This window comes from Pedococcus sp. P2_D7 (genome assembly GCF_056404295.1).
In genome coordinates, this window is record NZ_JBFUEH010000010.1 from 1 (window position 1) to 20,050 (window position 20,050).

Annotated in this window: 22 protein-coding genes; 15 read left to right on the forward strand and 7 right to left on the reverse strand. The window is 71.3% G+C overall.

Features of this window, described 5'->3' with window-relative positions; translation table 11 throughout:
- Positions 1-310: HNH endonuclease signature motif containing protein (locus AC1DWJ_RS18970; protein WP_477619972.1), on the forward strand; the 310-nt coding region annotated here is incomplete at its 5' end.
- Between the two features lie 93 nt (positions 311-403).
- Here the strand turns inward: AC1DWJ_RS18970 and AC1DWJ_RS18975 are convergent.
- Positions 404-856 (reverse strand): HEAT repeat domain-containing protein, encoded by a 453-nt coding sequence (locus AC1DWJ_RS18975; RefSeq protein WP_457253263.1) that lies wholly within the window; start codon positions 854-856, stop codon positions 404-406.
- 422 nt (positions 857-1,278) lie between these two features.
- Here AC1DWJ_RS18975 and AC1DWJ_RS18980 point away from each other — a divergent pair, with 422 nt between their 5' ends.
- The 3 genes from AC1DWJ_RS18980 (at position 1,279) to AC1DWJ_RS18990 (ending at position 2,916) form a co-directional block, all read left to right on the forward strand.
- The gene (locus tag AC1DWJ_RS18980; RefSeq protein WP_477621674.1) at positions 1,279-1,794 is read left to right on the forward strand and encodes a signal peptidase II; all 516 of its coding nucleotides are present in this window, start codon (positions 1,279-1,281) and stop codon (positions 1,792-1,794) included.
- 181 nt (positions 1,795-1,975) lie between these two features.
- Positions 1,976-2,416 (forward strand): SRPBCC family protein, encoded by a 441-nt coding sequence (locus AC1DWJ_RS18985; RefSeq protein WP_457253261.1) that lies wholly within the window; start codon positions 1,976-1,978, stop codon positions 2,414-2,416.
- Entirely contained in the window at positions 2,413-2,916 is a 504-nt protein-coding gene (locus AC1DWJ_RS18990) for a TetR/AcrR family transcriptional regulator (protein ID WP_457253260.1), read from the forward strand. Before AC1DWJ_RS18985 ends, AC1DWJ_RS18990 begins: the two co-directional genes overlap by 4 nt.
- Before the next feature lie 40 nt (positions 2,917-2,956).
- Here AC1DWJ_RS18990 and AC1DWJ_RS18995 read toward each other — a convergent pair whose 3' ends face one another.
- Together AC1DWJ_RS18995 and AC1DWJ_RS19000 are read right to left on the reverse strand one after the other, a co-directional pair.
- On the reverse strand, positions 2,957-3,250 hold the full coding sequence (locus AC1DWJ_RS18995) for a putative antibiotic biosynthesis monooxygenase (RefSeq protein ID WP_477621675.1): 294 nt from the start codon (positions 3,248-3,250) through the stop codon (positions 2,957-2,959).
- A 125-nt stretch (positions 3,251-3,375) separates the two neighbouring features.
- A complete protein-coding gene (locus AC1DWJ_RS19000) occupies positions 3,376-4,311 on the reverse strand; it encodes an NAD(P)/FAD-dependent oxidoreductase (protein ID WP_457253258.1) in 936 nt (311 codons plus the stop codon).
- Positions 4,312-4,390: 79 nt separating this feature from the next.
- On the opposite strand from AC1DWJ_RS19000, the gene AC1DWJ_RS19005 reads away from it, so the two are divergent.
- Positions 4,391-4,978 carry a helix-turn-helix domain-containing protein gene (locus tag AC1DWJ_RS19005; protein ID WP_457253257.1) on the forward strand — a complete coding sequence of 196 codons (588 nt, stop codon included), beginning with the start codon at positions 4,391-4,393 and terminating at the stop codon, positions 4,976-4,978.
- Between the two features lie 75 nt (positions 4,979-5,053).
- Here AC1DWJ_RS19005 and AC1DWJ_RS19010 read toward each other — a convergent pair whose 3' ends face one another.
- Positions 5,054-5,623: a GNAT family N-acetyltransferase gene (locus tag AC1DWJ_RS19010; RefSeq protein ID WP_457253256.1), complete on the reverse strand. Its 570-nt coding sequence runs from the start codon at positions 5,621-5,623 to the stop codon at positions 5,054-5,056.
- A gap of 153 nt (positions 5,624-5,776) precedes the next feature.
- Between AC1DWJ_RS19010 and AC1DWJ_RS19015 the strand changes: the two genes are divergently transcribed.
- The 4 genes from AC1DWJ_RS19015 to AC1DWJ_RS19030 are packed head-to-tail and all read left to right on the forward strand — an operon-like array spanning position 5,777 to position 11,269.
- Complete coding sequence (locus tag AC1DWJ_RS19015) at positions 5,777-6,754, forward strand: alpha/beta fold hydrolase (RefSeq protein WP_457253255.1); 978 nt, start codon at positions 5,777-5,779, stop codon at positions 6,752-6,754.
- Complete coding sequence (locus AC1DWJ_RS19020; RefSeq protein WP_477621676.1) at positions 6,751-8,961, forward strand: molybdopterin-dependent oxidoreductase; 2,211 nt, start codon at positions 6,751-6,753, stop codon at positions 8,959-8,961. The genes AC1DWJ_RS19015 and AC1DWJ_RS19020 overlap by 4 nt, the downstream gene beginning before the upstream one ends.
- Positions 8,949-10,367 carry a WS/DGAT/MGAT family O-acyltransferase gene (locus AC1DWJ_RS19025; protein WP_477621677.1) on the forward strand — a complete coding sequence of 473 codons (1,419 nt, stop codon included), beginning with the start codon at positions 8,949-8,951 and terminating at the stop codon, positions 10,365-10,367. Before AC1DWJ_RS19020 ends, AC1DWJ_RS19025 begins: the two co-directional genes overlap by 13 nt.
- A complete protein-coding gene (locus AC1DWJ_RS19030; protein WP_477621678.1) occupies positions 10,364-11,269 on the forward strand; it encodes an esterase/lipase family protein in 906 nt (301 codons plus the stop codon). The genes AC1DWJ_RS19025 and AC1DWJ_RS19030 overlap by 4 nt, the downstream gene beginning before the upstream one ends.
- Positions 11,270-11,371: 102 nt before the next feature.
- On the opposite strand, the gene AC1DWJ_RS19035 is transcribed toward AC1DWJ_RS19030, so the two are convergent.
- Positions 11,372-12,739, reverse strand: a complete 1,368-nt coding sequence (locus AC1DWJ_RS19035; protein WP_457253250.1) for a cation:dicarboxylate symporter family transporter — start codon at positions 12,737-12,739, stop codon at positions 11,372-11,374.
- Positions 12,740-12,942: 203 nt separating this feature from the next.
- On the opposite strand from AC1DWJ_RS19035, the gene AC1DWJ_RS19040 reads away from it, so the two are divergent.
- On the forward strand, positions 12,943-14,511 hold the full coding sequence (locus AC1DWJ_RS19040; protein WP_477621679.1) for a sensor histidine kinase: 1,569 nt from the start codon (positions 12,943-12,945) through the stop codon (positions 14,509-14,511).
- Complete coding sequence (locus tag AC1DWJ_RS19045; protein ID WP_477621680.1) at positions 14,504-15,220, forward strand: response regulator; 717 nt, start codon at positions 14,504-14,506, stop codon at positions 15,218-15,220. Before AC1DWJ_RS19040 ends, AC1DWJ_RS19045 begins: the two co-directional genes overlap by 8 nt.
- A 98-nt stretch (positions 15,221-15,318) precedes the next feature.
- On the opposite strand, the gene AC1DWJ_RS19050 is transcribed toward AC1DWJ_RS19045, so the two are convergent.
- Together AC1DWJ_RS19050 and AC1DWJ_RS19055 are read right to left on the reverse strand one after the other, a co-directional pair.
- Positions 15,319-16,263 (reverse strand): aminoglycoside phosphotransferase family protein, encoded by a 945-nt coding sequence (locus AC1DWJ_RS19050; protein WP_477621681.1) that lies wholly within the window; start codon positions 16,261-16,263, stop codon positions 15,319-15,321.
- Positions 16,260-17,300: a DUF4439 domain-containing protein gene (locus AC1DWJ_RS19055; RefSeq protein ID WP_477621682.1), complete on the reverse strand. Its 1,041-nt coding sequence runs from the start codon at positions 17,298-17,300 to the stop codon at positions 16,260-16,262. Before AC1DWJ_RS19055 ends, AC1DWJ_RS19050 begins: the two co-directional genes overlap by 4 nt.
- 101 nt (positions 17,301-17,401) lie before the next feature.
- On the opposite strand from AC1DWJ_RS19055, the gene rimP reads away from it, so the two are divergent.
- The 4 genes from rimP to AC1DWJ_RS19075 all read left to right on the forward strand — a co-directional run.
- Entirely contained in the window at positions 17,402-18,034 is a 633-nt protein-coding gene (gene rimP, locus AC1DWJ_RS19060; protein ID WP_477621683.1) for a ribosome maturation factor RimP, read from the forward strand.
- Between the two features lies 1 nt (position 18,035).
- Positions 18,036-19,145: a transcription termination factor NusA gene (gene nusA / locus AC1DWJ_RS19065; RefSeq protein WP_477621684.1), complete on the forward strand. Its 1,110-nt coding sequence runs from the start codon at positions 18,036-18,038 to the stop codon at positions 19,143-19,145.
- A gap of 95 nt (positions 19,146-19,240) precedes the next feature.
- Complete coding sequence (locus tag AC1DWJ_RS19070; protein WP_255358352.1) at positions 19,241-19,498, forward strand: YlxR family protein; 258 nt, start codon at positions 19,241-19,243, stop codon at positions 19,496-19,498.
- 203 nt (positions 19,499-19,701) lie between these two features.
- Positions 19,702-20,050: translation initiation factor IF-2 N-terminal domain-containing protein (locus AC1DWJ_RS19075; RefSeq protein WP_477621685.1), on the forward strand; the 349-nt coding region annotated here is incomplete at its 3' end.

Consider the following 20,050-nt stretch of genomic DNA (forward strand, 5'->3'; position numbering starts at 1 on the left):
GCAGGACCCGCGCACCTACCGCCCCGGCGCCGCCACCGCGCGAGCCGTCCGATCCCGGGACGGCACCTGCCGGTTCCCCGGCTGCGCCACCGCCGCCAGACGCTGCCAGCTCGACCACGTGGTCCGACATCCCGACGGGCCGACCACCGTCACCAACCTGCAGACCCTGTGCGCCACCCACCACGGGTTCAAGCACCACGCCGGCTGGCAGGTCACCATGGACAAGCTCGGCGTCTGCACCTGGACCGCTCCCGACGGCCGCACCCACACCACCCGACCCCTGGACCGCCACGGCCACCAAGCCGCCTGACCTCCCGCCTTCCCGACGACGGGTGCGCGCGCACGGTCAACCGGATCTGCCGATGAGCGGGCGCTCGGTCAGACGCTTGCCACTGGCCGCCGGTCAGTCCTGATCCCAGAACGGTTGGTGGTCGAAGCCATGTTGGGCCAGGCAGAAGTTGGCCGACCAACGCACCTCAGCGTCCGCATCGTGTGCAGCCAGTTCTAAGGTGCCGCGAACGGCCTCCCCGGGAAAGTCGGTCAGGGACATCACGGCCGCGTCCCGGACGTCAGGCGAGGGGTCCTCAGTAGCCATGCCCAGGAGAGCTGGAAGCGTTCGGGGGTCTTCGCGCCACCGCGCCGAGATTCTAGGGATGCTCTCGTGCCGGACACGCCAATCCTGATGATGCAAACCTCGGCTCAGCTCCTCCCAGGAGTGCATGCTCTGAGCAGTGGTGCGAGCCGCTGACCACGCTGCGCGGTCCTCTGCGAAACGAGGGTCATCGTCCTCGATGATTGGGATGACGATCGGCCCGATTCGCAGTTCGTCGGGGCCGTCCGGATCGGGCTCGTTCACCGGGCGATTCAATCTCGCACCAGCGGGAGGACGCAACGTCCGGACATGCCGCGGACAGTGCGATCGGAACTGTCGATGAGCCGTGGCGGACCACCGGCATGAGAGGACGCGTGAAGGGCTGCCCACGAAGCGGCAAGAAGGCGCATGGCCCGGCTCGCCAAGCGAGCGGACCAAGCTGAACGGACCGTGCCGGCCTGGCCCACAGGTTGTCAGTGAGCTTGCCGCGGAACCGCAAAGGCTGTGGTCAACCCTGGCAACGGAGTCAGGGTCGCGGGCTATTGGATGCAGGGGCTCGGTCGGGCCATTGTCGCGGCTGGACCAGGGCCCACATGCTGGCCAGGAAGCTTTGGCTTCGCGCCTGCAGGAACACTCGCGACACGGTGACGGCGTGCATGATGCGACCCACGCCGTAGGAGTCGACCGTGCTTGTGGAGAACTGCTCAGGTCTGCCTTCGATGTCGCCGGATGTGCTGCCGGGACGTGGGCGCGTGGGGACAAGACGCAAAGGCGGGCCAACCGCGTCACATGGTCAATCCGGCCTGTTCGCGACAGCAGTCGCGATCTTGACCGTGGACCTCACCTCCAAAGCCGTGGCGCAAAGTCTGTTGCAGAAGACGATGGTGCACACCAACCCGGTGCTCAGCTTGGGTCACGCCCCGTTCGCACCCGAGGTGCACATGCCGGCGGCCGGGATGGGCATCGCCGTCTACTGCCTCTTCGCGTGGTGGTGCACGGCTAAGCGGCGGCTGCCCTTCTGGCCACTGGCAGCGCTCCTTGGCGGCGCACTGGGAAACTTCATTGACCACCTAGAGGGCGACGGAATCATCGACTTCATTCGGGTTGGGACTGTCATCTTCAATCTCGCCGACGTCGCGGTACTGGTCGGTGTGGGCGGCGCCGGTGCTCTTGGCGTTACCAAGCTCTTCCGGCCGATCTGAGGGGCCAGGTAACCAGCCTGTCTCGTCTTCTCGCGCGGCCACGCGATTCGGCATGCGTCCCACTCTCGCTCACCGGTCCCCGAGACGGCGAATGCAGCAAGCCCTTGACAGGCTAACGTCGTTAGCCCATTCTTGGATCCAGAGGCTAACGTCGTTAGCCTCAGCCGAAAGGGACACTGCCATGAAGAACCTCACGACCGTCATCGACATCCCCGCCCCTCGCGAGCAGGTGTGGGCCACGCTCGTGGACACCGCGGCATACCCGGACTGGAACCCGTTCATCACGAAGCTGTCCGGAGAGCTGGCCATTGGCGAGCGGCTGCAGGTCAGGATCGCGCCTCCCGGCGGGCGCGCCATGACGTTCACGCCCACGGTGACCCAGGTCGAGGTCGGCCGTCGCGTGGAGTGGCTTGGCACCTTGGGAGTCAGGGGGGTCTTCGACGGCCGACACACCTTCACCCTGGAGTCGTTGGGCGAGCAGGGCACCCGGCTGACGCAGTCCGAGGAGTTCAGCGGACTTCTCGTTCCCTTCGTCGGCAGGATGCTGGCCCGCACCCGCGCCGGTTTCGAGGCCATGAACGACGGCCTTCGGCAGCGAGCGGTCGCAGGCATGGCCGCATGAGCCGCGTGGAGGAGATCGTCGACGCCGCCCAGAGGTTGCTGGAGGACGAGGGCCCAGAAGCGCTGTCGATGCGTCGTCTGGCGGCCGAGCTGGGGATCCGGGCGCCGTCGCTGTACAAGCACGTCGACGGCAAGGAACGCATCGAGGCCGAGCTCCAGGACAGGGCGCTCACCGAGCTCGCCGCCGCCCTGCAGCCCGCCACCGATCTGCGCGGCCTCGCCCACGCCTACCGCCAGTGGGCGCTGGTCCACCCGCGTCTGTACGAGCTGACGACGAGGAAGCCCTTGCACCGCGACCAGCTCAGGGAGGGCGTGGAGACCGCTGCGTCAGCTCGTCTGGTGGCGTTGAGCGGCGGGGACGTGGACCGGGCGCGCGCCCTGTGGGCCGCGGCCCATGGGCTGGTCGACCTGGAGCTGGCGGACCGGTTCCCCGAAGGGGCGGACGTCCAGGCTGCCTGGGACGCGTTGGTGGTGGCGTTCGACCACGTCGGCGACAGCTGACCGGCGCCTCCGATGGCGAGGTTGGCCTGACCGTGCGTTGCTACCCCGCCGTGGACCGCGTGGCCACGTGGGCGCGCACCTTGTGGAGCTGGGGCATTAGCCCGTAGATGACGATCGGCACGGCGATGGTGGCCAGGACGAAGGTGCGCACCACAGGGTTCAGGGGTCGGAGCCAGTCGCCCAGACCGAGGTTGATGACGGTGAGGGTCGGGAAGACACAGAGCCAGATCATCAGGGCCAGTAGGTGCTTGCTGGGCGGGCCGAGTCGCGTCGGTCCGGTGGGCGGGGATGCCGGGGTGGTGCCGGGGGCGGGGGTGTGGGTGTGAGTGGGCATGGTGGAGCTCCTCGTGTCGGGCGGATGGTGTCGGGCGGATAGGTGTCGTGCGGCTGGCGGCACGCGTGGGCGGAGTGGTGGCCCCGGGTATGCCGCGGGGTCGGGTTCCGTGCGTGACGCGAGCCTCAGGCGGGGAAGCCCTGGTTGAAGTACGTGACCGCCGTGCGCACGTCGTCCGCGACGAGGTCGGCGTTGATGGCGATTGCTGCCGCCGACCCTTCGCCTGCGGCGGTGATGACCTGCGCGCGGGCGTTGGCGACGTTGCCGGCGACCCACAGGCCCGGGACGCTGGTGGTGCCGTTGGCACCGGTGACGACCCAGCCCTGCTCGTCCACGTCGCAGCCGACACCGGTCAGCAGGGCGTGGTTCGGGACGAACCGTGGGGGCACGAAGACGGCCTGCCTCGGGATGATGCGACCGTCCGTCATCTCGATCGCGGTCACCCGGTCGTCCTGCACCACGACCTGTTCCACCGCACCCTCGACGATGCCGATCGCGCGGGCGACCAGCTGCGTGCGGTCGGCCGGGGTGAGCGAGTCGGCCGGGGCGAAGAGGACCAGGTCGTGGGTCCACTGGCGCACGACCTGCGCGTAGCGAACGCTGTCGGGACCGTTCCACAGCACGCCGAGCTGCTGGTCGCGGACCTCCCACCCGTGGCAGTACGGGCAGTGCAGGACGTCCCTGGCCCACCGGTCGGCGAGCCCGGGGACGTCGGGCAGCTCGTCGTGCAGTCCCGTCGTGACCAGGACCTTGCGCGCCTTGACTCGCTGCCCGTCGTCGAGCAGGGCCTGGAACCCCGAGGGGCCGCAGTGGACCAGCTCCGTGACGGTGCCGGCGACCATGCTGGCGCCGTAGCGGGTGACCTCCGCACGCCCCAGGTCCAGCAGCTCCAAGGGGGCCATCCCGTCGCGGGAGAGGAAGCCCTGCAGGTGGGCGGCTGGTGCATTGCGTGGCTGGCCGGAGTCGACGACCACGACATCTCGGCGAGCGCGGCTCAGGACGAGAGCCGCCGAGAGGCCGGCGGCGCCGCCGCCGACGATGAGGACGTCGTAGGTGTTCATGAGCCGAGGATGATCCCCGGACCGAACCGCTGGCAACATTCGTTGCTGTTTCTGGGAAGGAATGGGTGAGAATGTCGGGATGGACGACACCGCCACCACCATCGCGAGGGCTCTGGACCAGGTGGGGCCCAGGCTCAAGCAGCTGCGCGCGCAGCGTGGCGTGACCCTCAGCGCGCTGGCTGAGACCACCGGCATCTCCACGAGCACGCTGTCGCGCCTCGAGACGGGACAGCGCCGCGCCAGCCTGGAGCTGCTGCTCCCGTTGGCCCAGGCCTACCGCGTGCCGCTGGACGACCTGGTGGGCGCCCCGGAGGTCGGGGACCCCCGGGTGCGGCTCAAGGCGAGCACTCGGAACGGTCGCACGGTGCTGCCCCTGACGCGTCAGCCGGGCGGGGTCCAGGCGTGGAAGATCATCGTCCCCCCGAGCAACAGCACCCCGAAGCCGAAGGCGCACGAGGGCTACGAGTGGCTGTTCGTGCTGTCCGGTCGGATGCGGCTGGTCCTCGGCGACCACGACCTGGTCCTGGGACCGGGCGAGGTCGCCGAGTTCGACACCCGGGTGCCGCACTGGTTCGGCAGCGACGGCCGTGGGGCGGCAGAGGTGCTGAGCCTCTTCGGTCCGCAGGGCGAGCGCGTGCACGCCAAGGCCAGGTCCGCGAAGGACTGAGCCGCGCGGACACCTCGTCCCACGCTGGCCCGGCCAGAAGTCGCCCGAGGCGGTCTGCCGTCGCGCGCCGCGGCCTCACCAGGACGACGGTGTCTCCCACTCCCAGCGGTGCAGCCGGTAGAGCCGGTGCCGCCTGCCCGGGCTCCCCTCCGGCACCAGGGGGTGGTCGAAGTCGGCTGTCTCGTCACGGGTCATGCCGAGCTTGCGCATGACGCCCTGTGACCGGTCGTTCGCAGGCACCACCATCGCGACGATCTCGTCGAGTGCGAGCGGACCAAAGGCGTGGGCGACGGACGCCCGGGCTGCCTCGGTCGCGTAACCGTGGCCCCAGGCGGAGCGCGCCAGCCGCCAACCCACCTCGACACAAGGAGTGAACGGCGCCTCGAACCGGGGGACCGACAGCCCCGTGAAGCCGATGAACTCCCGTGTCTCGGCGACCTCGACCGCCCAGAGCCCCCATCCGTGGTCGGCGAGGAAGGCCGTGATGCGGTCGACCATGGCGTCGCTCGCCTCCCGCGTCAGGTGCGAGGGGAAGTGGTCCATCACGTCCGGGTCGTCGTTGAGCGCCGCGAAGGACTCGCGGTCCTCCTCGCGCCAGTCGCGCAACACCAAGCGCTCCGTATGCAGCCGGGTCACCTCGGTCACTCGCTCACCCTTTCCGTTCCGCACCGTGTGAACCCCGGTCTTGTCCGGGCCCTCGTGCGCGTCCTACTGTCGGCCGTGGCACACCTTGCCGTGTTTCCATGTCTCCGGGAAGGGCGAGAGACGGACGTCGACGACCCGGAAGATGGGTGGACAGTGACTGCAGAGCACGACGCTCGACCCGCACCACTCCAGCTGGCGGGACCCTGGGGCGGCACCGGCTGGGTCAGCGATTTCGACGGCCCCGTGCACTGGGTCGACTACGGCGGGCCCGACCCGGACGACACCACACAAGGGGTGCCGGTGGTGATGGTGCACGGGCTCGGCGGGTCGCACCTCAACTGGGTCGGCCTCGCACCCGAGCTCTCGAAGCGCCACCACGTGTATGCCGTGGACCAGGCCGGTTTCGGGTTGACGCCAGGCACGGCGCGGACTGCATCGGTGCACGCCAACGCCGACCTCGTCGCGCGCTTCATCAGGGAGGTCGTGGGGTCGCCCGTCGTGCTGGTCGGCAACTCGATGGGCGGGATGGTGTCGATCCTGCTGGCGGCGGCCCATCCGGAGCTGGTCGCCGGCCTCGTCCTCATCGACCCCTCGATCCCCGTCCCGAGACAACGACCCGACCTGGCCGTCAGCGCGACGTTCCTCGTCTACGCCACGCCGTTCGTGGGGGAGCGGTACCTGGCCCTGATGACCAAGCGGACCACCGACCGCCAACGGGTGCAGGGTGTCGTGAACCTCTGCTTCGCCGACCCCCGTCGCGCCGACCCCGATGTGGTCGACGCCGGTGTTCTGCTGGCCGCGCACCGTCGTGGTGTCCCCGGACAGGAGGCCGCCTTCCTCGGTGCCGCCCGCTCGCTCATGAGGGTGCTGGCCAACCCACGCCGCTACCAGTCCCTCATGCGCAGCATCGACCGGCCGGTGCTCCTGGTGCACGGCGAGCGCGACCGGCTGGTGTCCGTCGCGGCGGCCCGCGCGGTCTCGGCACAGAACCCGGACTGGGAGGCGCACTTCCTGCCCGGGGTCGGCCACACCCCGCAGCTCGAGGTCCCGGACCAGGTCCGTGCCAGGGTCATCCCCTGGCTCGAGTCCCACGCCCTCGCTCCCAGGGCGAGCTCGACGCACTCGCCATGACCACGGCATACCTGACCTGTCCGCTGTGCGAGGCGACGTGCGGCCTGGCCGTGACGTTCGACGGCGACACCGTCATGTCGGTGCGTGGCGACGACGACGACGCGTTCTCACACGGGTTCATCTGCCCCAAGGGCGCCTCGCTCAAGGCGCTCCACGAGGACCCGGACCGACTGCGGGCGCCCCTGGTGAAGCGCAATGGCGAGTGGCACCAGGCCACCTGGGACGAGGCGTTCGCGGAGATCGACAGCCGCCTCGTGCCCCTGGTCGCCGAGCACGGGCCGGAGGCCGTTGCGTTCTACCTGGGCAACCCGTCGTCCCACAACCTCGGCGTGACCCTCTACGGGCGGGCCTTCTACAAGGCGGTGGGGACGCCCAACATCTACACCGCCGGCAGCGTCGACCAGCTGCCGAAGCACTACTCGTCCGGCTACCTCTTCGGCGACCCCCTGAGCATCCCGGTGCCGGACCTCGACCGCACCCAGCACCTCCTCCTGCTCGGCGCCAACCCGTTGGTGTCCAACGGATCCCTGATGACGGTGCCCGACGCGCGGGGCCGGCTGAAGGCGATCCGCGAGAGGGGTGGCAAGGTCGTCGTCGTCGACCCCCGCCGCACCCGCACGGCCGAGTTGGCCGACGAGCACCATCCGATCAGGCCCGGCACCGACGCGCTGCTGCTCTTCGCGCTCGTCGAGGTGATCCTCCGCGAGGGCCTGGCCGACCTCGGCCACCTCGCCGACCACGTGGCCGGGTTCGACGACCTCGCCGAGCTGGCCTCGCCCTTCAGCCCCGAGGCGGTGTCACCGCACACCGGGATCGCGATCGCCGAGATCGAGCGGATGGCGCGTGAGCTCGCCGCTGCCGACAGCGCGGCCGTCTACGGGCGGATCGGCACCACGACCCAGGAGTTCGGCACCCTGGCGAGCTGGTTGGTCGATGTCCTCAACGTCATCACCGGCAACCTGGACCGCCCGGGTGGGGCGATGTTCCCGCTCGCGGCCGCGGGTCAGACCAACAGCACCGCGCCTGCGAAAAGCTCTGCGCGTCAAAGCAGTTCGTCGAACAGGGTCTGGCGACACGGCCGATGGCACAGCCGGGTGCGCGGGCTGCCGGAGGTGATGGGCGAGCTCCCGGTCGCCACCCTGGCCGACGAGATCCTCACCCCAGGCCCCGGTCAGGTGCGCGCGCTGGTGGTCGTCGGAGGCAACCCCTGCCTGAGCACCCCCAACGCCGACCGGCTCCGCGAAGCGGTCCAGACCCTCGACCTCATGGTGTCGCTCGACGTCTACCTCAACGAGACCAGCGAGCACGCCGACGTCATCCTGCCCGGGCCGACCCCCCTGGAGCGCGACCACTACGACCTCACGTTCACCCAGCTGTCCGTGCGCAACATGGCCAACTGGAGCCCGGCGGCGTTGCAGACCGACCAGCCTCAGGAGTGGGAGACCATGCTGCGCCTCGCCGGCATCGCCGCCGGTCAGGGGCCGTCGGCCGACCTGGCGGCGCTCGATGACCTCATGGCGGCCCAGACCGCCGCGAGGTATGGCGTGGACGTGGCGGTCGCAGGGGAGCGTCGTGGACCTGCGCGGCTGCTCGACCTCATGCTCCGGGGCGGCCCCCACGAGCTCACCATGGCCGACCTCGAGGCTGCCCCGCACGGACTGGATCTCGGCCCCCTGACTCCCCGCGTGCCGCAGCTGCTCCGCACGGCCAGCGGCCACATCGAGCTGACGCCCGAGCCGATCACCCGCGACGTGCCTCGGCTCGTGGCGGCCCTGGGGCGCGCGCCCGCAGAGCCCGACGAGCTGGTGCTGATCGGGCGACGACAGCTGAGCTCGAACAACTCGTGGATGCACAACCTCGCACCGCTGGTCCGCGGGTCGAACACCTGCACCGTCCAGGTGCACCCCGTCGACGCCGACCGGCTGGGGCTCCGGGACGGGGGAGGGGCAGTGGTCCGGTCGCGGGCGGGCGCGGTGACCGTCCCGGTCGAGGTGACCGACTCGGTCCGCCCCGGTGTCGTCAGCATCCCGCACGGCTGGGGCCACTCGAGCCAGGGCACCCGCACCGAGGTCGCGTCGGCGCACGCGGGGGTCAACAGCAACGTGCTCGCGGACGACCTGCTGGTCGACGCCCTCACCGGGACGGCGGTCCTCAACGGCATTCCCGTCACGGTCACCCCAGCCGAGGAGCAGTCATGGACCGGATGAGCGCGATGGACGCGATGTTCTACTACATGGAGGGCGAGAACACCCCCATGCACGTCGGTGGTGTCTCGGTGCTCGAGGGCCCCGCCCCGGCGTACGGCGACCTCGTCCGGCTGCTGGCCGCGAAGATGGACCAGGTCCCGCGCTACCGCCAGGTCATCAAGACCGTGCCGTTCCAGCTCGGTCGCCCGATCTGGGTCGACGACCCGCACTTCCAGCTGCTCTACCACGTGCGCCACACGTCGCTGCCCAAGCCGGGCGGCCCCGAGCAGCTGCGCAACCTCGCGGGTCGCGTCTTCGCCCAGCGCCTCGACATGACCAAGCCGGTGTGGGAGGCCTGGCTCGTCGAGGGTCTCGCCGACGACCGGTGGGCCCTGATCTCGAAGGCGCACCACTGCATGATCGACGGTGAGGGCAGCACCGACCTCATGCAGGTGATCTTCGACCTCGAGCGTGAGCCGGCGCGTCGCGAGCCCTCGGACTGGACCCCGTCGCCGGCCCCCTCGACGCTCGCCCTGACGGCCGGCTCGGTCATCGAGACGGTGCAGGAACCGCTGCAGGCCATCGGGATCCCGAGTCTCGACGACCTGGCCAAGCTGCCCATGGCGCTGGCTGGTGTGGCGGTCGCCGCCAAGGAGCTCGTCCCGCAGCAGATCGCTCAGCTCGTGCCCGGGCGCGCCCAGCCGACCCCGAAGAGCCTGAACGGTCCGCTGGGGCCGAACCGTCGGTGGGTCTGGACCGACGCGACGATGGGTGAGGTGAAGACCATCCGCACCGCCCTGGGCGGCACCGTCAACGACGTGATCCTCGCCGCGGTGACCCGGGGCTTCCGCGACCTGGTGCAGGGTCGCGGGGAGCTGGTGCCCGACCTGGTGGTGCGATCGCTCGTACCCGTCTCCACCCGGCAGGCGTCCGGGCGGGGCCAGGTCAACAACCAGGTGACCAGCGTCGTCGTCGACCTGCCGGTGGCCGAGGACGACCCCGTGCGGCGGCTCCAGCTGATCCGTGAGCAGATGGACCGCAACAAGCGGGGGATGGGTGCCGTGGACGCCGCGGCCATCGTCGGGCTCGCGGACTACGCGGCCCCCACCCTGCTGGCCCTCGGCGCGCGCTCGATGTCGCGGATGCCCAACAAGCTCACGCAGACCGGGACGACGAACGTCCCCGGCCCGCGGATCCCGCTCTACCTCCTGGGCCACCAGCTCGTGGAGTCGCACCCCTACGTGCCGGTCTTCGCCGGCGTGCGGGTCGCGACCGGGATCTTCTCCTACCTCGACACCTTCAGCTTCGGGATCACCGCCGACTTCGACAGCTTCCCCGACGTGGGCGTCATCGCCGACGGCATCCGGGCCGGCTTCAACGAGCTGGTCGCGGCCGCCGTGAGCGCGCAGGACACCCCCCGACCGTGACGCCGACCCAGCCGACCGAACCGACCGACCGGACCGAGCCGACCGAGCCGACCGAGCCGACCGAGCCGACCCAGCCGACCGAGCCGACCGAGCCGACCCAGCCCCCTGAGCCCACCCGGCGCACCGCGACGGGGCGCCCGTCGTCGCTGCTGCTCCTGAGCGAACCGTGGCGCAGCGTCCTCGAGCTCGGGGCGCTCACCGTGTCGGCACCCCAGCTCGCGCGCGCACCCAGGGGCGACGGTCATCCCGTGCTGGTCATCCCGGGCCTGCTCGCGTCGGACACCTCGACGATCGTCCTGCGACGCTTCCTCGACCGGCTCGGCTACCGCACCGCCGGCTGGGGACTGGGGGTGAACACGGGTCCGACCAGCCGGGTCGTCCGGCGCCTACCGATTCGGCTGCGCGAGCTGTCCGACCGGCACGACCAACCGGTCTCGGTGATCGGCTGGTCGCTCGGGGGCATCTTCGCCCGCGCCCTCGGCGTCCGCTCGCCCGAGCTGGTGCGACAGGTCATCACGCTCGGAAGTCCTTACGCCTCATCGGTTCCGGGTCAGACGCACGCCGACGCGGCATACCGGTTGCTGTCCGGGCGCCACTACGCCGAGGCGACCCGTCGAGGGCCTGACGTGACCACTCCGCTCGTGGTGCCCACCACCTCGCTCTACTCACGGATGGACGGGATCGTCTCGTGGCGGATCTGTCGCGAGGACGTGGGCGAGCGGCGCGAGAGCATCGCGATCCCGGCCTCCCACCTGGGTTTCGGGCACAACCCGACGGCGCTGTGGGTGGTCGCGGACCGGCTGGCGCAGGACCCGGGCGAGTGGCAGCCGTTCGCGCCCCCGCGCCACCTGCGCGCGCTGTTCACCGTCGACCAGCAGACCCGACAGCCTGAGCCGACCTGACAGCCTGAGTTGACCTGACAGCCTGAGTTGACCTGACAGCGGGAGCCAACCAGAGCCGGACAGCCTGACGGCCCCGCCGAGGGCGGGGCCGTCAGTCGTCCGTCAGTGTCCCTGCGTCACCGAGGCGGGGTCGCCGACGAGGTCGGGTTCGTGGTCGTCGATCAGGGTGGACTCGTCGAACGGCAGGTCGCCCGCGAGCACCGCGTCGAGCCGGGGCCGGTCGAGCTCACCGACCCAGTGGCCGATCAGCACCGTCGCGATCGAGTTGCCGGCGAAGTTGGTCAGGGCGCGGGCCTCGCTCATCAGCCGGTCGATGCCGACGATGAACCCGACGCCGTCGACCAGGTCCGGGCGGTGCGACTGCAGGCCACCAGCCAGGGTCGCCAGGCCGGCGCCGGTCACGCCCGCCGCACCCTTCGACGCGATGATCATGAACACGAGCAAGGAGATCTGCTGGCTCAGCGAGAACGGCTTGTCCAGCGCGTCGGCGATGAACAGCGAGGCCATGGTCAGGTAGATCGCCGTGCCGTCGAGGTTGAACGAGTAGCCGGTCGGGACCGTGATGCCGACGACGGGTCGGGACACCCCGGCGTGCTCCATCTTGGCGATCAGCCGGGGCAGGGCCGACTCCGACGACGAGGTCGACAGGATGAGCAGGAACTCGCGGGCGAGGTACTTCAGCAGCGCGAAGACGTTCACCCCCGTGACGACCTTGAGGATCGTGCCGAGGATGACGAAGACGAAGAGCGCACACGTGATGTAGAACGCGATCATCACCTGCGCCAGGCTCTTGAGGGCGTCGAACCCGGTGGCACCCACGACGGCGGCCATGGCGCCGAACGCACCGATCGGCGCGACGTACATGATCATCGCCATCAGGCGGAAGACGAGCCGCTCGAGGTGCTTGATGCCCACGAGGATGGGCTCACCCGCGCGACCCATCTTCTGCAGCGCGAAGCCCACGAGCAGGGCGACGAGCAGGGCCTGGAGGACCGAGCCCGAGGTGAGCGACGAGACCAGGGTGTCGGGGATCAGCCCCAGGACGAAGTCGACCGTCGTGGTGTGCTCCTCACCCACCGCCTTCTGGCCGCTGGCGGCCAGCTCGTCGGTGAGGTGCAGCCCCGCGCCCGGCTTGACGATGTTGCCGACCAGCAGGCCGATCGCGAGCGCGAAGGTCGACATGGTGAGGAAGTAGCCGAGCGCGAGCCCGCCCACCTTGCCGACCTGGGTCGCCTTCCGGACCGACCCGATCCCGAGCACGATCGTGCAGAAGATGATCGGCGTGATCATCATCTTGATGAGGTTGACGAAACCGGTGCCCAGCCACTTGAGCTTGACCCCGAACTCGGGATTGACGAACCCGACGAGGATTCCGAGACCCATCGCCACGAGCACGGCGATGTAGAGGTAGTGGGTGCGGTCCCGCTTCGGTGCGGGGCGATCGACGACGCTGTCGGCGCTGGTGCTCACGGTGCTCTCCAAGGGATCGGGTCCGGGGCGCTGGCCCGGGACGGGTGAACAAGGACGAGGGTGGGCCCGGAAGTGACTAGGGTCACGCTTGTGTTCATTGAGTTCTGCGCGCGACGGCCCGTCGTGCGACGGGCCGGCGTGCGGCATCGCCCGGTATGCCGGTGAGCGCACCTCGGCGGCTCACCGCACCGGGGCGGTGGAGCGTGGCAGCGCAGACCTTCGCGCTGCAGGTGCTGGTCGCCCTCCTCGTGGTCGGGGTGGGCACCGCGGCGGCCTATGCGCAGGCGCAGCGGGCCGGCACGCAGGAGGCGACGGCGCGGGCGACCGCGGTCGCGGAGACGGTCGCGAGCACGCCGTCGGTGGTCGCGGGCGTGCGCAGTGGCGCTCCCGGGCCGGCCCTGCAGGAGTTCGCGGAGGACGTCCGGCGCGAGACCCGCACCGACTTCGTGGTCGTGATGAGCCCTACGGGAGTCCGCTACACCCACCCCGACCCGGCCCAGATCGGTGGCCAGTTCCTCGGGCACATCGCCGCCGCCCAGGCCGGCGGCACGGTGGTCGAGGACTACACCGGCACGCTGGGGGCCTCGCGGCGGGTGGTCGTCCCCGTCACCGACGAGTCGCAGACGGTCGTGGGGCTGGTCGCCGTCGGGATCCGGAAGTCCGCCGTGAGCGAGCGGCTCCGCAGCCAGCTGCCGGCGCTGCTGATGGCGGGGCTGGCGGCTGCCCTGCTGTCCGGGCTCGGCACCGCCCTGGTGAGCCGTCGCATCCGCCGCCAGACCCACGGTCTCGGTGCGCGGCAGCTGCGCGAGATGGTCGAGTACTACGACGCGGTGCTGCACGCCGTGACCGAGGGCCTCCTGCTCACCGACCTCGACGGTCGGCTGCGGCTCGCGAACGACGAGGCCGTGCGCCTGCTGGGGCTGCCCGACGACGCCCGCGGTCGACCCGTCGGTGAGCTCGGGCTGTCCGCACCGCTGGTGGCCGCCCTCACCGACGCGTCGCCTCGTGAGGACGAGCTCCACGTGACGTCGGCCCGGGTGCTGGTGCTCAACAAGGCCCGGGCCCAGTGGGACGGACGGGCCCTGGGGTTCGTCGCGACGGTGCGCGACCGCACCGACCTCGAGCACCTCACCGGCGAGCTCGACTCGGCCCGTGGCCTCACCGAGGCGCTGCGCTCGCAGGCCCACGAGTCGTCGAACCGCCTGCACGCCATCGTGTCGCTCATCGAGCTGGGCCACCCCGAGCGGGCGCTGGCCTTCGCCACCGACGAGCTCCAGGTCTCGCAGCGCCTCACCGACAGCGTGGTCGGCTCGGTGGGCGAGCCGGCGCTGACGGCGTTGCTCCTCGGCAAGGCCGCGCAGGCGGCCGAGCGTGGCATCGACTTCCGCATCGCCGAGGACGCCACGTGGCCCCAGGACACGACGCCCGTCCGCGACGTCGTGACGATCGTCGGCAACCTCATCGACAACGCGTTCGACGCGGTGACCGCGGAGTCGGGCGAGCGCCGGGTCGAGGTCTCGTCACGGGTCGACGGCGACCACGTGGTGCTCAGCGTGGTCGACTCCGGCCCGGGCCTTCCTCCCGACGCCGTCGACCAGGCGTTCCGCCGGGGGTTCTCGACCAAGGAGCAGGGCAGTGCCGGCCGCCGGGGGATCGGCCTGGCGCTGGTGGCGCAGTCGGTCGCCCGGCTCGGCGGGCAGATGGAGGTCTCCGGACCGCCCGGTGCCCGGTTCACGGTGCGGCTGCCGGTGGAGTCGAGGACGCATGCCTGACCGTGCCGCGCCCTCGACCGCCGCGAGTGCGACGACGTTCCGGGTCCTCGTGGTCGAGGACGAGCCGGTCGCGCTGGAGGCCCACGCGGCATACGTCGAACGCGTCCCCGGCTTCGCCGTCGCGGCCACGGCCGCCACGAGCCACGAGGCGCTGCGCGCACTCCAGTCGACCCAGGTCGACGTCGTGCTCCTCGACATGAACCTGCCCGACCGGCACGGGCTCGACGTCATCCGCGCGATGCGGGCCGGCGGCCACCGGGCGGACGTCATCGCCGTGACGTCCGCCCGCGACCTCGACGTCGTCCGCGCCGCAGTGTCACTGGGCGTCGTGCAGTACCTCCTCAAGCCGTTCGTCTTCGCCACCCTGCGCGATCGGCTGGAGGCCTACCGCGCCTACCGGGCGCAGCTCGGCGACAGCCAGCAGCTGTCCACGCAGGCCGAGGTCGACCGCCTCGTGGCAGGGGTGCGCACCAGCACCCCTGTGGCGCTGCCCAAGGGCATGGGTGCGGACCTGCTCGCGAAGGTCACCCGTGCCCTGCGCGAGGCCGGTGCCGGCCTGTCCGCGAGCGAGCTCGGCGAGGCGCTCGGCGTCAGCCGCGTGACGGCGCGCCGGTATGCCGAGTACCTCTCGGACAGTCGACTCGCCGAGCGCTCGCAGCGGTATGCCGGGGCCGGGCGCCCCGAGGTCGAGTACCGCTGGGTGGACTGACCGGACCCCACTCCTGCCCAGAGGTGGTGCACCTGCTGCGGAAAGGAGGGGGCCGGTGCGGCACAGGTGGCCCGAAGTCGGATGGGTCCCCTCGGGAGTCAGCCGTCGAGGGCCTTGAGCAGGGCGACGTTGAACGACACCGCGTCCCGGTCGCCGTCACCGGCCGCCCAGCCCGCCTCCATCGCCGTGTGCACGTAGGTCCAGGCGAGGGCCTCGTCCTCGTCGATCCCCGATGCCTCGCAACAGATCTCGAGCCGTCGGCGCACGAGGTAGCGGAACGCCGAGCCGGTCCCGAGCTCGTCCGTGCGGTTGCGCAACAGGGGCTGGACCTCGAACCCGGGGTGCCCGGCCATGGCGTGCGGGTCGATGGCCAGCCAGTCGGGCCGGCCCGATCCGGGCCGGCTGGCCAGCACGTTCCGGTAGTGCAGGTCGGTGTGGACGAGGGTGGCGTCGCACCGGTCGTCCGCGGTGAGGTCGCGCACCAGCGTCGCCGTCCGCTCGAGCATGCGTCGCGGCAGCGCGCCGTCGGCTGCCTCGAGTCGGGCGAGCTGCTCGCGGGCGTAGGTGGACAGCCGGCGCAGTCCCGCCGGAGCAGGCACGTGCAGCTGGCGCAGCAGCTCGCCGACGACCGTGCAGGCGGTGTCGACGTCGACCGAGTGCAGGTCGCGGGCCGGGTCGAGCGCCTCGAGCAGCAGGGCGCTGCGGCCCGGGTCCGCGGCGACGAGGCGGACTGCTCCACGGCCGTCCCAGTGCCGCAGCACCAGTGGCTCGTCGCGCGCCTCGATGTGCGGCCACACCAGCTTGAGGGCCAGCTGCTCGCCGTCCCGTCGCACCGGCACGACGACCGCGGTCCAGCCGGTGCGACCGACGCCCAGGGGCTCGAGGCCCCAGTCGTCGAGCACGTCGGCCAGCAACCGGGGGAGCCGGGCCGCCCAGTCGGCGCCCGACGGCCCACCGACGCCGCCGTCCTGCGCCGAGAAGCGGTGGACGAACGTGCGGAACTCGTCGGGGAGGAGCTCGACCACGTCTTCGGGTCGGGTCACGAGAGGCCGGGGAAGGCGGCCAGCTGCACACCCCAGCGCGACCCGAGCACCTCGGTGTCGGCGAGCCACTGCACGAGGGCGCCGAGTGGGCCGAGGTCGCCGCTGGTGGAGCCGAGGTCACGCGCCACCGAGGCGCGCAGGTCGGTCAGCACCCGGGCGGCGAGCCGGCGCGCGGCGGCCGGCGTGGTCACGGCGAACGGCAGGGGGTAGCCCAGGGCCGCCGGACCAGCCGAGGCGCCGGCCAGGGACTCCTGCTCGCTCTCCCGCGACTGGAGCGTCGCGAGGGTGGCCAGGGCGAGGGTTCGCTGGGCGCCCGTGGGGGACTGCGCTGCCACCACCTCGAACGCGTAGACGGCGGCCCGCGTGCTCTCGAGGTACGACGCCGCGAGTGACGGGGCCGACCAGGTCGGCTCGGGCCACGTGGCGGGGGCGCCGAGGAGGATCGTCGCGGCGGCCCGCTGGGCCAGCACACTGCCGACGAGCGGGACCGCGCTCGAGGGCACCCTGGCGAGGGAGGCGATGGCCGTCGGCCCCAGGTCGCTGGCCTCCTGCGCGGCGAGGGCCTTCGGGCCCAGCACGGGTGAGGTGCCGCTGCCCGTGGTCGGGCCCGTGGTCGAGGCCCCGGTCGTCGGTGCGGTGGTGGTCGTGGCCCCCGGCGTGGGGGTGGTCGAGGAAGCCGAGGCGTCGTCCAGCACCTTGCGCGGCACCCCGAGCCGCAGCAGCTCGGACTGGAGGACGGCCACCTGGCGCCGGTGCAGCCCGGCCAGCCTGGCCGGCAGGCCGGTGGCCGGCCCGCCCAGGCTCGTGGCGCGCTCGGCGAGGTCGTCGGAGTGCCGCCACAGCGCGATGAGGAACGCCTCACCGGAGATGGGGGCACGGGTCGGGATGAGGGGGACCCTCGGCGCGTCGTCCTCGAGCCGGATCCCGCACGCCGCCAACGACATCGCCGCGACCGATCCGAGGGCCAGGCCGACGCCCGCGGTGAGGACGCCGCGCCGCGTGGGGCACGGCGGCATACCGGGGTCGACCTGTGGCATGCGCCGATCATGGCATGCCGACCGGTGCGGGCATGCGGCCCACTCGGGGCGCCGATAGAGTGGCGGTGCACGACCACCAGAACTTCAGAGAGGACGAGTCAGTGAGCGTCAAGGAACAGATTCGTCCCGCCGTCGAGGCGCCATTGAGCGACCTCGGGCTGCTGGTCGAGGACGTCGCCGTGACCCCCGCAGGCAAGCGCCGCCTCGTCCGCATCTGGATCGACCGGGTCCTCCAGGACACCGGTGACACGACCTCCGTCACGCCCCCGCTCACGCTCGACGAGGTGGCCGACGCCACCCGAGCGGTGAGTGACGCGCTCGACGAGACGGGAGCGATGGGGGAGCAGCCCTACACCCTCGAGGTGGGGTCGCCCGGCATCGACCGACCGCTGACCGAGCCCCGGCACTTCCGCCGCAACGTCTCGCGGCTGGTCACGCTCACCCTCGTCGAGGGTGCGCCGGTCACGGCCCGCATCACCGCCGCAGGCGACTCCGGGGTCACCCTCGAGGTGCCGGCCACCAAGAAGGAGCCCGCCCGGTCCATCCACGTCGCGTATGCCGACGTGTCCCGGGCCGTGGTGCAGGTCGAGTTCTCGCGGCCCTCCGACCGCGCCGACGAGCACCGCGACGACCAGACCGACGACCTCGACCACGACGAGAACGACGACCTCGACCACGACGAGAACGACGACGACGACGCCGACCACGGCGTCGATCCCGCTGAGGAGCACTGACATGGACATCGACCTGGCCGCACTGAGGGCCCTCGAGAGGGAGCGCGACATCTCCCTCGACATCCTCATCCCCGCCATCGAGCAGGCCCTCCTCGTCGCCTACCACCGCACCGACGGCGCCTACCGCAACTCCCGCGTCGAGCTCGACCGCAAGTCCGGGCACGTCGTGGTCTGGGCCAAGGAGGAGATCGAGCAGCCCGAGCCGCAGCCGAGCGAGTCCGAGGACGACGACTCCGACACGCCTCCGACACCGGTCGAGCGCGCACCGCGGGAGTACGGCCCCGAGTTCGACGACACCCCGACGGGCTTCGGCCGCATCGCGGCCGCCACCGCGCGGCAGGTCATCGTGCAGCGCCTGCGAGACCTCGAGGACGACGCGATCATGGGCGACTTCAAGGGTCGCGAGGGCGACGTCGTCGCCGGCGTCATCCAGCAGAGCCCGGACCCGCGGGTCGTCACCGTCGACTTCGGCACCGTCGAGGGCATCCTGCCGCTGGCCGAGCAGGTGCCGGGGGAGCGCTACATCCACGGTGAGCGCCTGCGCTGTTTCGTCGTCTCCGTGCGTCGCGGCCCCAAGGGGCCGCAGATCGGGCTCTCCCGCACCCACCCCAACCTCGTACGCAAGCTCTTCGCCCTCGAGGTCCCCGAGATCGCCGACGGCTCGGTCGAGATCGCGGCGCTGGCCCGCGAGGCCGGGCACCGCACCAAGATCGCGGTCCACTCCAAGGTCGCCGGCCTCAACGCCAAGGGCGCCTGCATCGGGCCGATGGGTGCCCGGGTGCGCGCCGTCATGACCGAGCTGCACGGCGAGAAGATCGACATCGTCGACTACTCCGACGACCCGCGCACCTTCGTCGCAGCCGCGTTGTCGCCCTCGCGGGTGCAGTCCGTGACGATCGTCGACCAGACGCTACGGTCGGCCCGCGTGGTCGTGCCCGACTACCAGCTCTCACTGGCCATCGGCAAGGAGGGCCAGAACGCCCGCCTGGCGGCCAAGCTGACCGGTTGGCGGATCGACATCCGGCCGGACACCGCGCCCGTCGACACCCCCCGCGCCACCCCTGTCGAGGCCCCCGCCAGCAGTGCTGGTGACGCCGCCGAGCGGCAGTAGGGGCTAGACTGGTGGGGACCGACCGGACTGGACTCCGGCCAGCGGCATCGAGCACGACCATCCACACCTCGCACGGGCAACCGACCCGGACGTGTGTGGGGTGCCGCAGGACGGATAGCCGGTCGGCACTCCTGCGAGTGGTCGCGGAGACGGATGAGGCCGGAGTGATCCGGCTGAGCCCCGACCCGCGGCGTTGCCTGCCGGGGCGCGGCGCTTGGCTGCACCCCACGGGTGACTGTCTCGAGCAGGCCCTGCGCCGCCGGGCGTTCGGTCGTGCGCTGCGTGTCGGCGCCGCTCCGGATCCGGCGGCGGTCACGGCATACGTCGAGGGCCTGGACCAGACCACGAGCTAGGCAGTGTCACGCAAGGCAATCCCCCTCCTCCAGAGGGGACCGTCCGCTTCCATGGGCGCCGTCCATGGAAGCAGCTATGTCCATCGAACCGAGATTGGGTTTGACGCTGATGAGCATCCGATGAGAACTCAGCAATGAGCTCCAACCAGCTTTAACGACGGTCCGCGCCTGTCACCTGACTGCGGACCAGGAACAGGAGAAACGTGGCCAAGGTCCGTGTAAGCGCGCTCGCCAAAGAGCTCGGCACCGACAGCAAGACGCTGATCGCCCACCTCAACAGCATTGGCGAGTACGTCAAGACCGCCAGCTCGACCATTGAGGCACCCGTCGTCCGCAAGGCGACGGAGACCTTCCCGGAGGACCTGAAGAAGGCCCCCGCCAAGAAGGCAGCCGCCAAGCCTGCCGGTCCGTCCGCCCCGGCGGCCCCGACCGCAGCCAAGACTGCCGAGCCCAGCGCACCTGCGCCGGCCCCGGCTGCTGCCCCCGAGGCGCCTGCTGCTCCCGCAGCAGCGCCCACCCCTGCGCCGGCTCCCGCAGCCGCCGCCCCGGCCG

Excerpts from the sequence above, each read along its gene's own strand:
- AC1DWJ_RS18985 (WP_457253261.1), top strand. The coding sequence starts at position 1,976 with ATGAAGAACCTCACGACCGTCATCGACATCCCCGCCCCTCGCGAGCAG.
- AC1DWJ_RS18990 (WP_457253260.1), top strand. The coding sequence starts at position 2,413 with ATGAGCCGCGTGGAGGAGATCGTCGACGCCGCCCAGAGGTTGCTGGAG.
- AC1DWJ_RS18995 (WP_477621675.1), bottom strand. The coding sequence starts at position 3,250 with ATGCCCACTCACACCCACACCCCCGCCCCCGGCACCACCCCGGCATCC.
- AC1DWJ_RS19000 (WP_457253258.1), bottom strand. The coding sequence starts at position 4,311 with ATGAACACCTACGACGTCCTCATCGTCGGCGGCGGCGCCGCCGGCCTC.
- AC1DWJ_RS19005 (WP_457253257.1), top strand. The coding sequence starts at position 4,391 with ATGGACGACACCGCCACCACCATCGCGAGGGCTCTGGACCAGGTGGGG.
- AC1DWJ_RS19020 (WP_477621676.1), top strand. The coding sequence starts at position 6,751 with ATGACCACGGCATACCTGACCTGTCCGCTGTGCGAGGCGACGTGCGGC.
- AC1DWJ_RS19025 (WP_477621677.1), top strand. The coding sequence starts at position 8,949 with ATGGACCGGATGAGCGCGATGGACGCGATGTTCTACTACATGGAGGGC.
- AC1DWJ_RS19045 (WP_477621680.1), top strand. The coding sequence starts at position 14,504 with ATGCCTGACCGTGCCGCGCCCTCGACCGCCGCGAGTGCGACGACGTTC.
- AC1DWJ_RS19055 (WP_477621682.1), bottom strand. The coding sequence starts at position 17,300 with ATGCCACAGGTCGACCCCGGTATGCCGCCGTGCCCCACGCGGCGCGGC.
- nusA (WP_477621684.1), top strand. The coding sequence starts at position 18,036 with ATGGACATCGACCTGGCCGCACTGAGGGCCCTCGAGAGGGAGCGCGAC.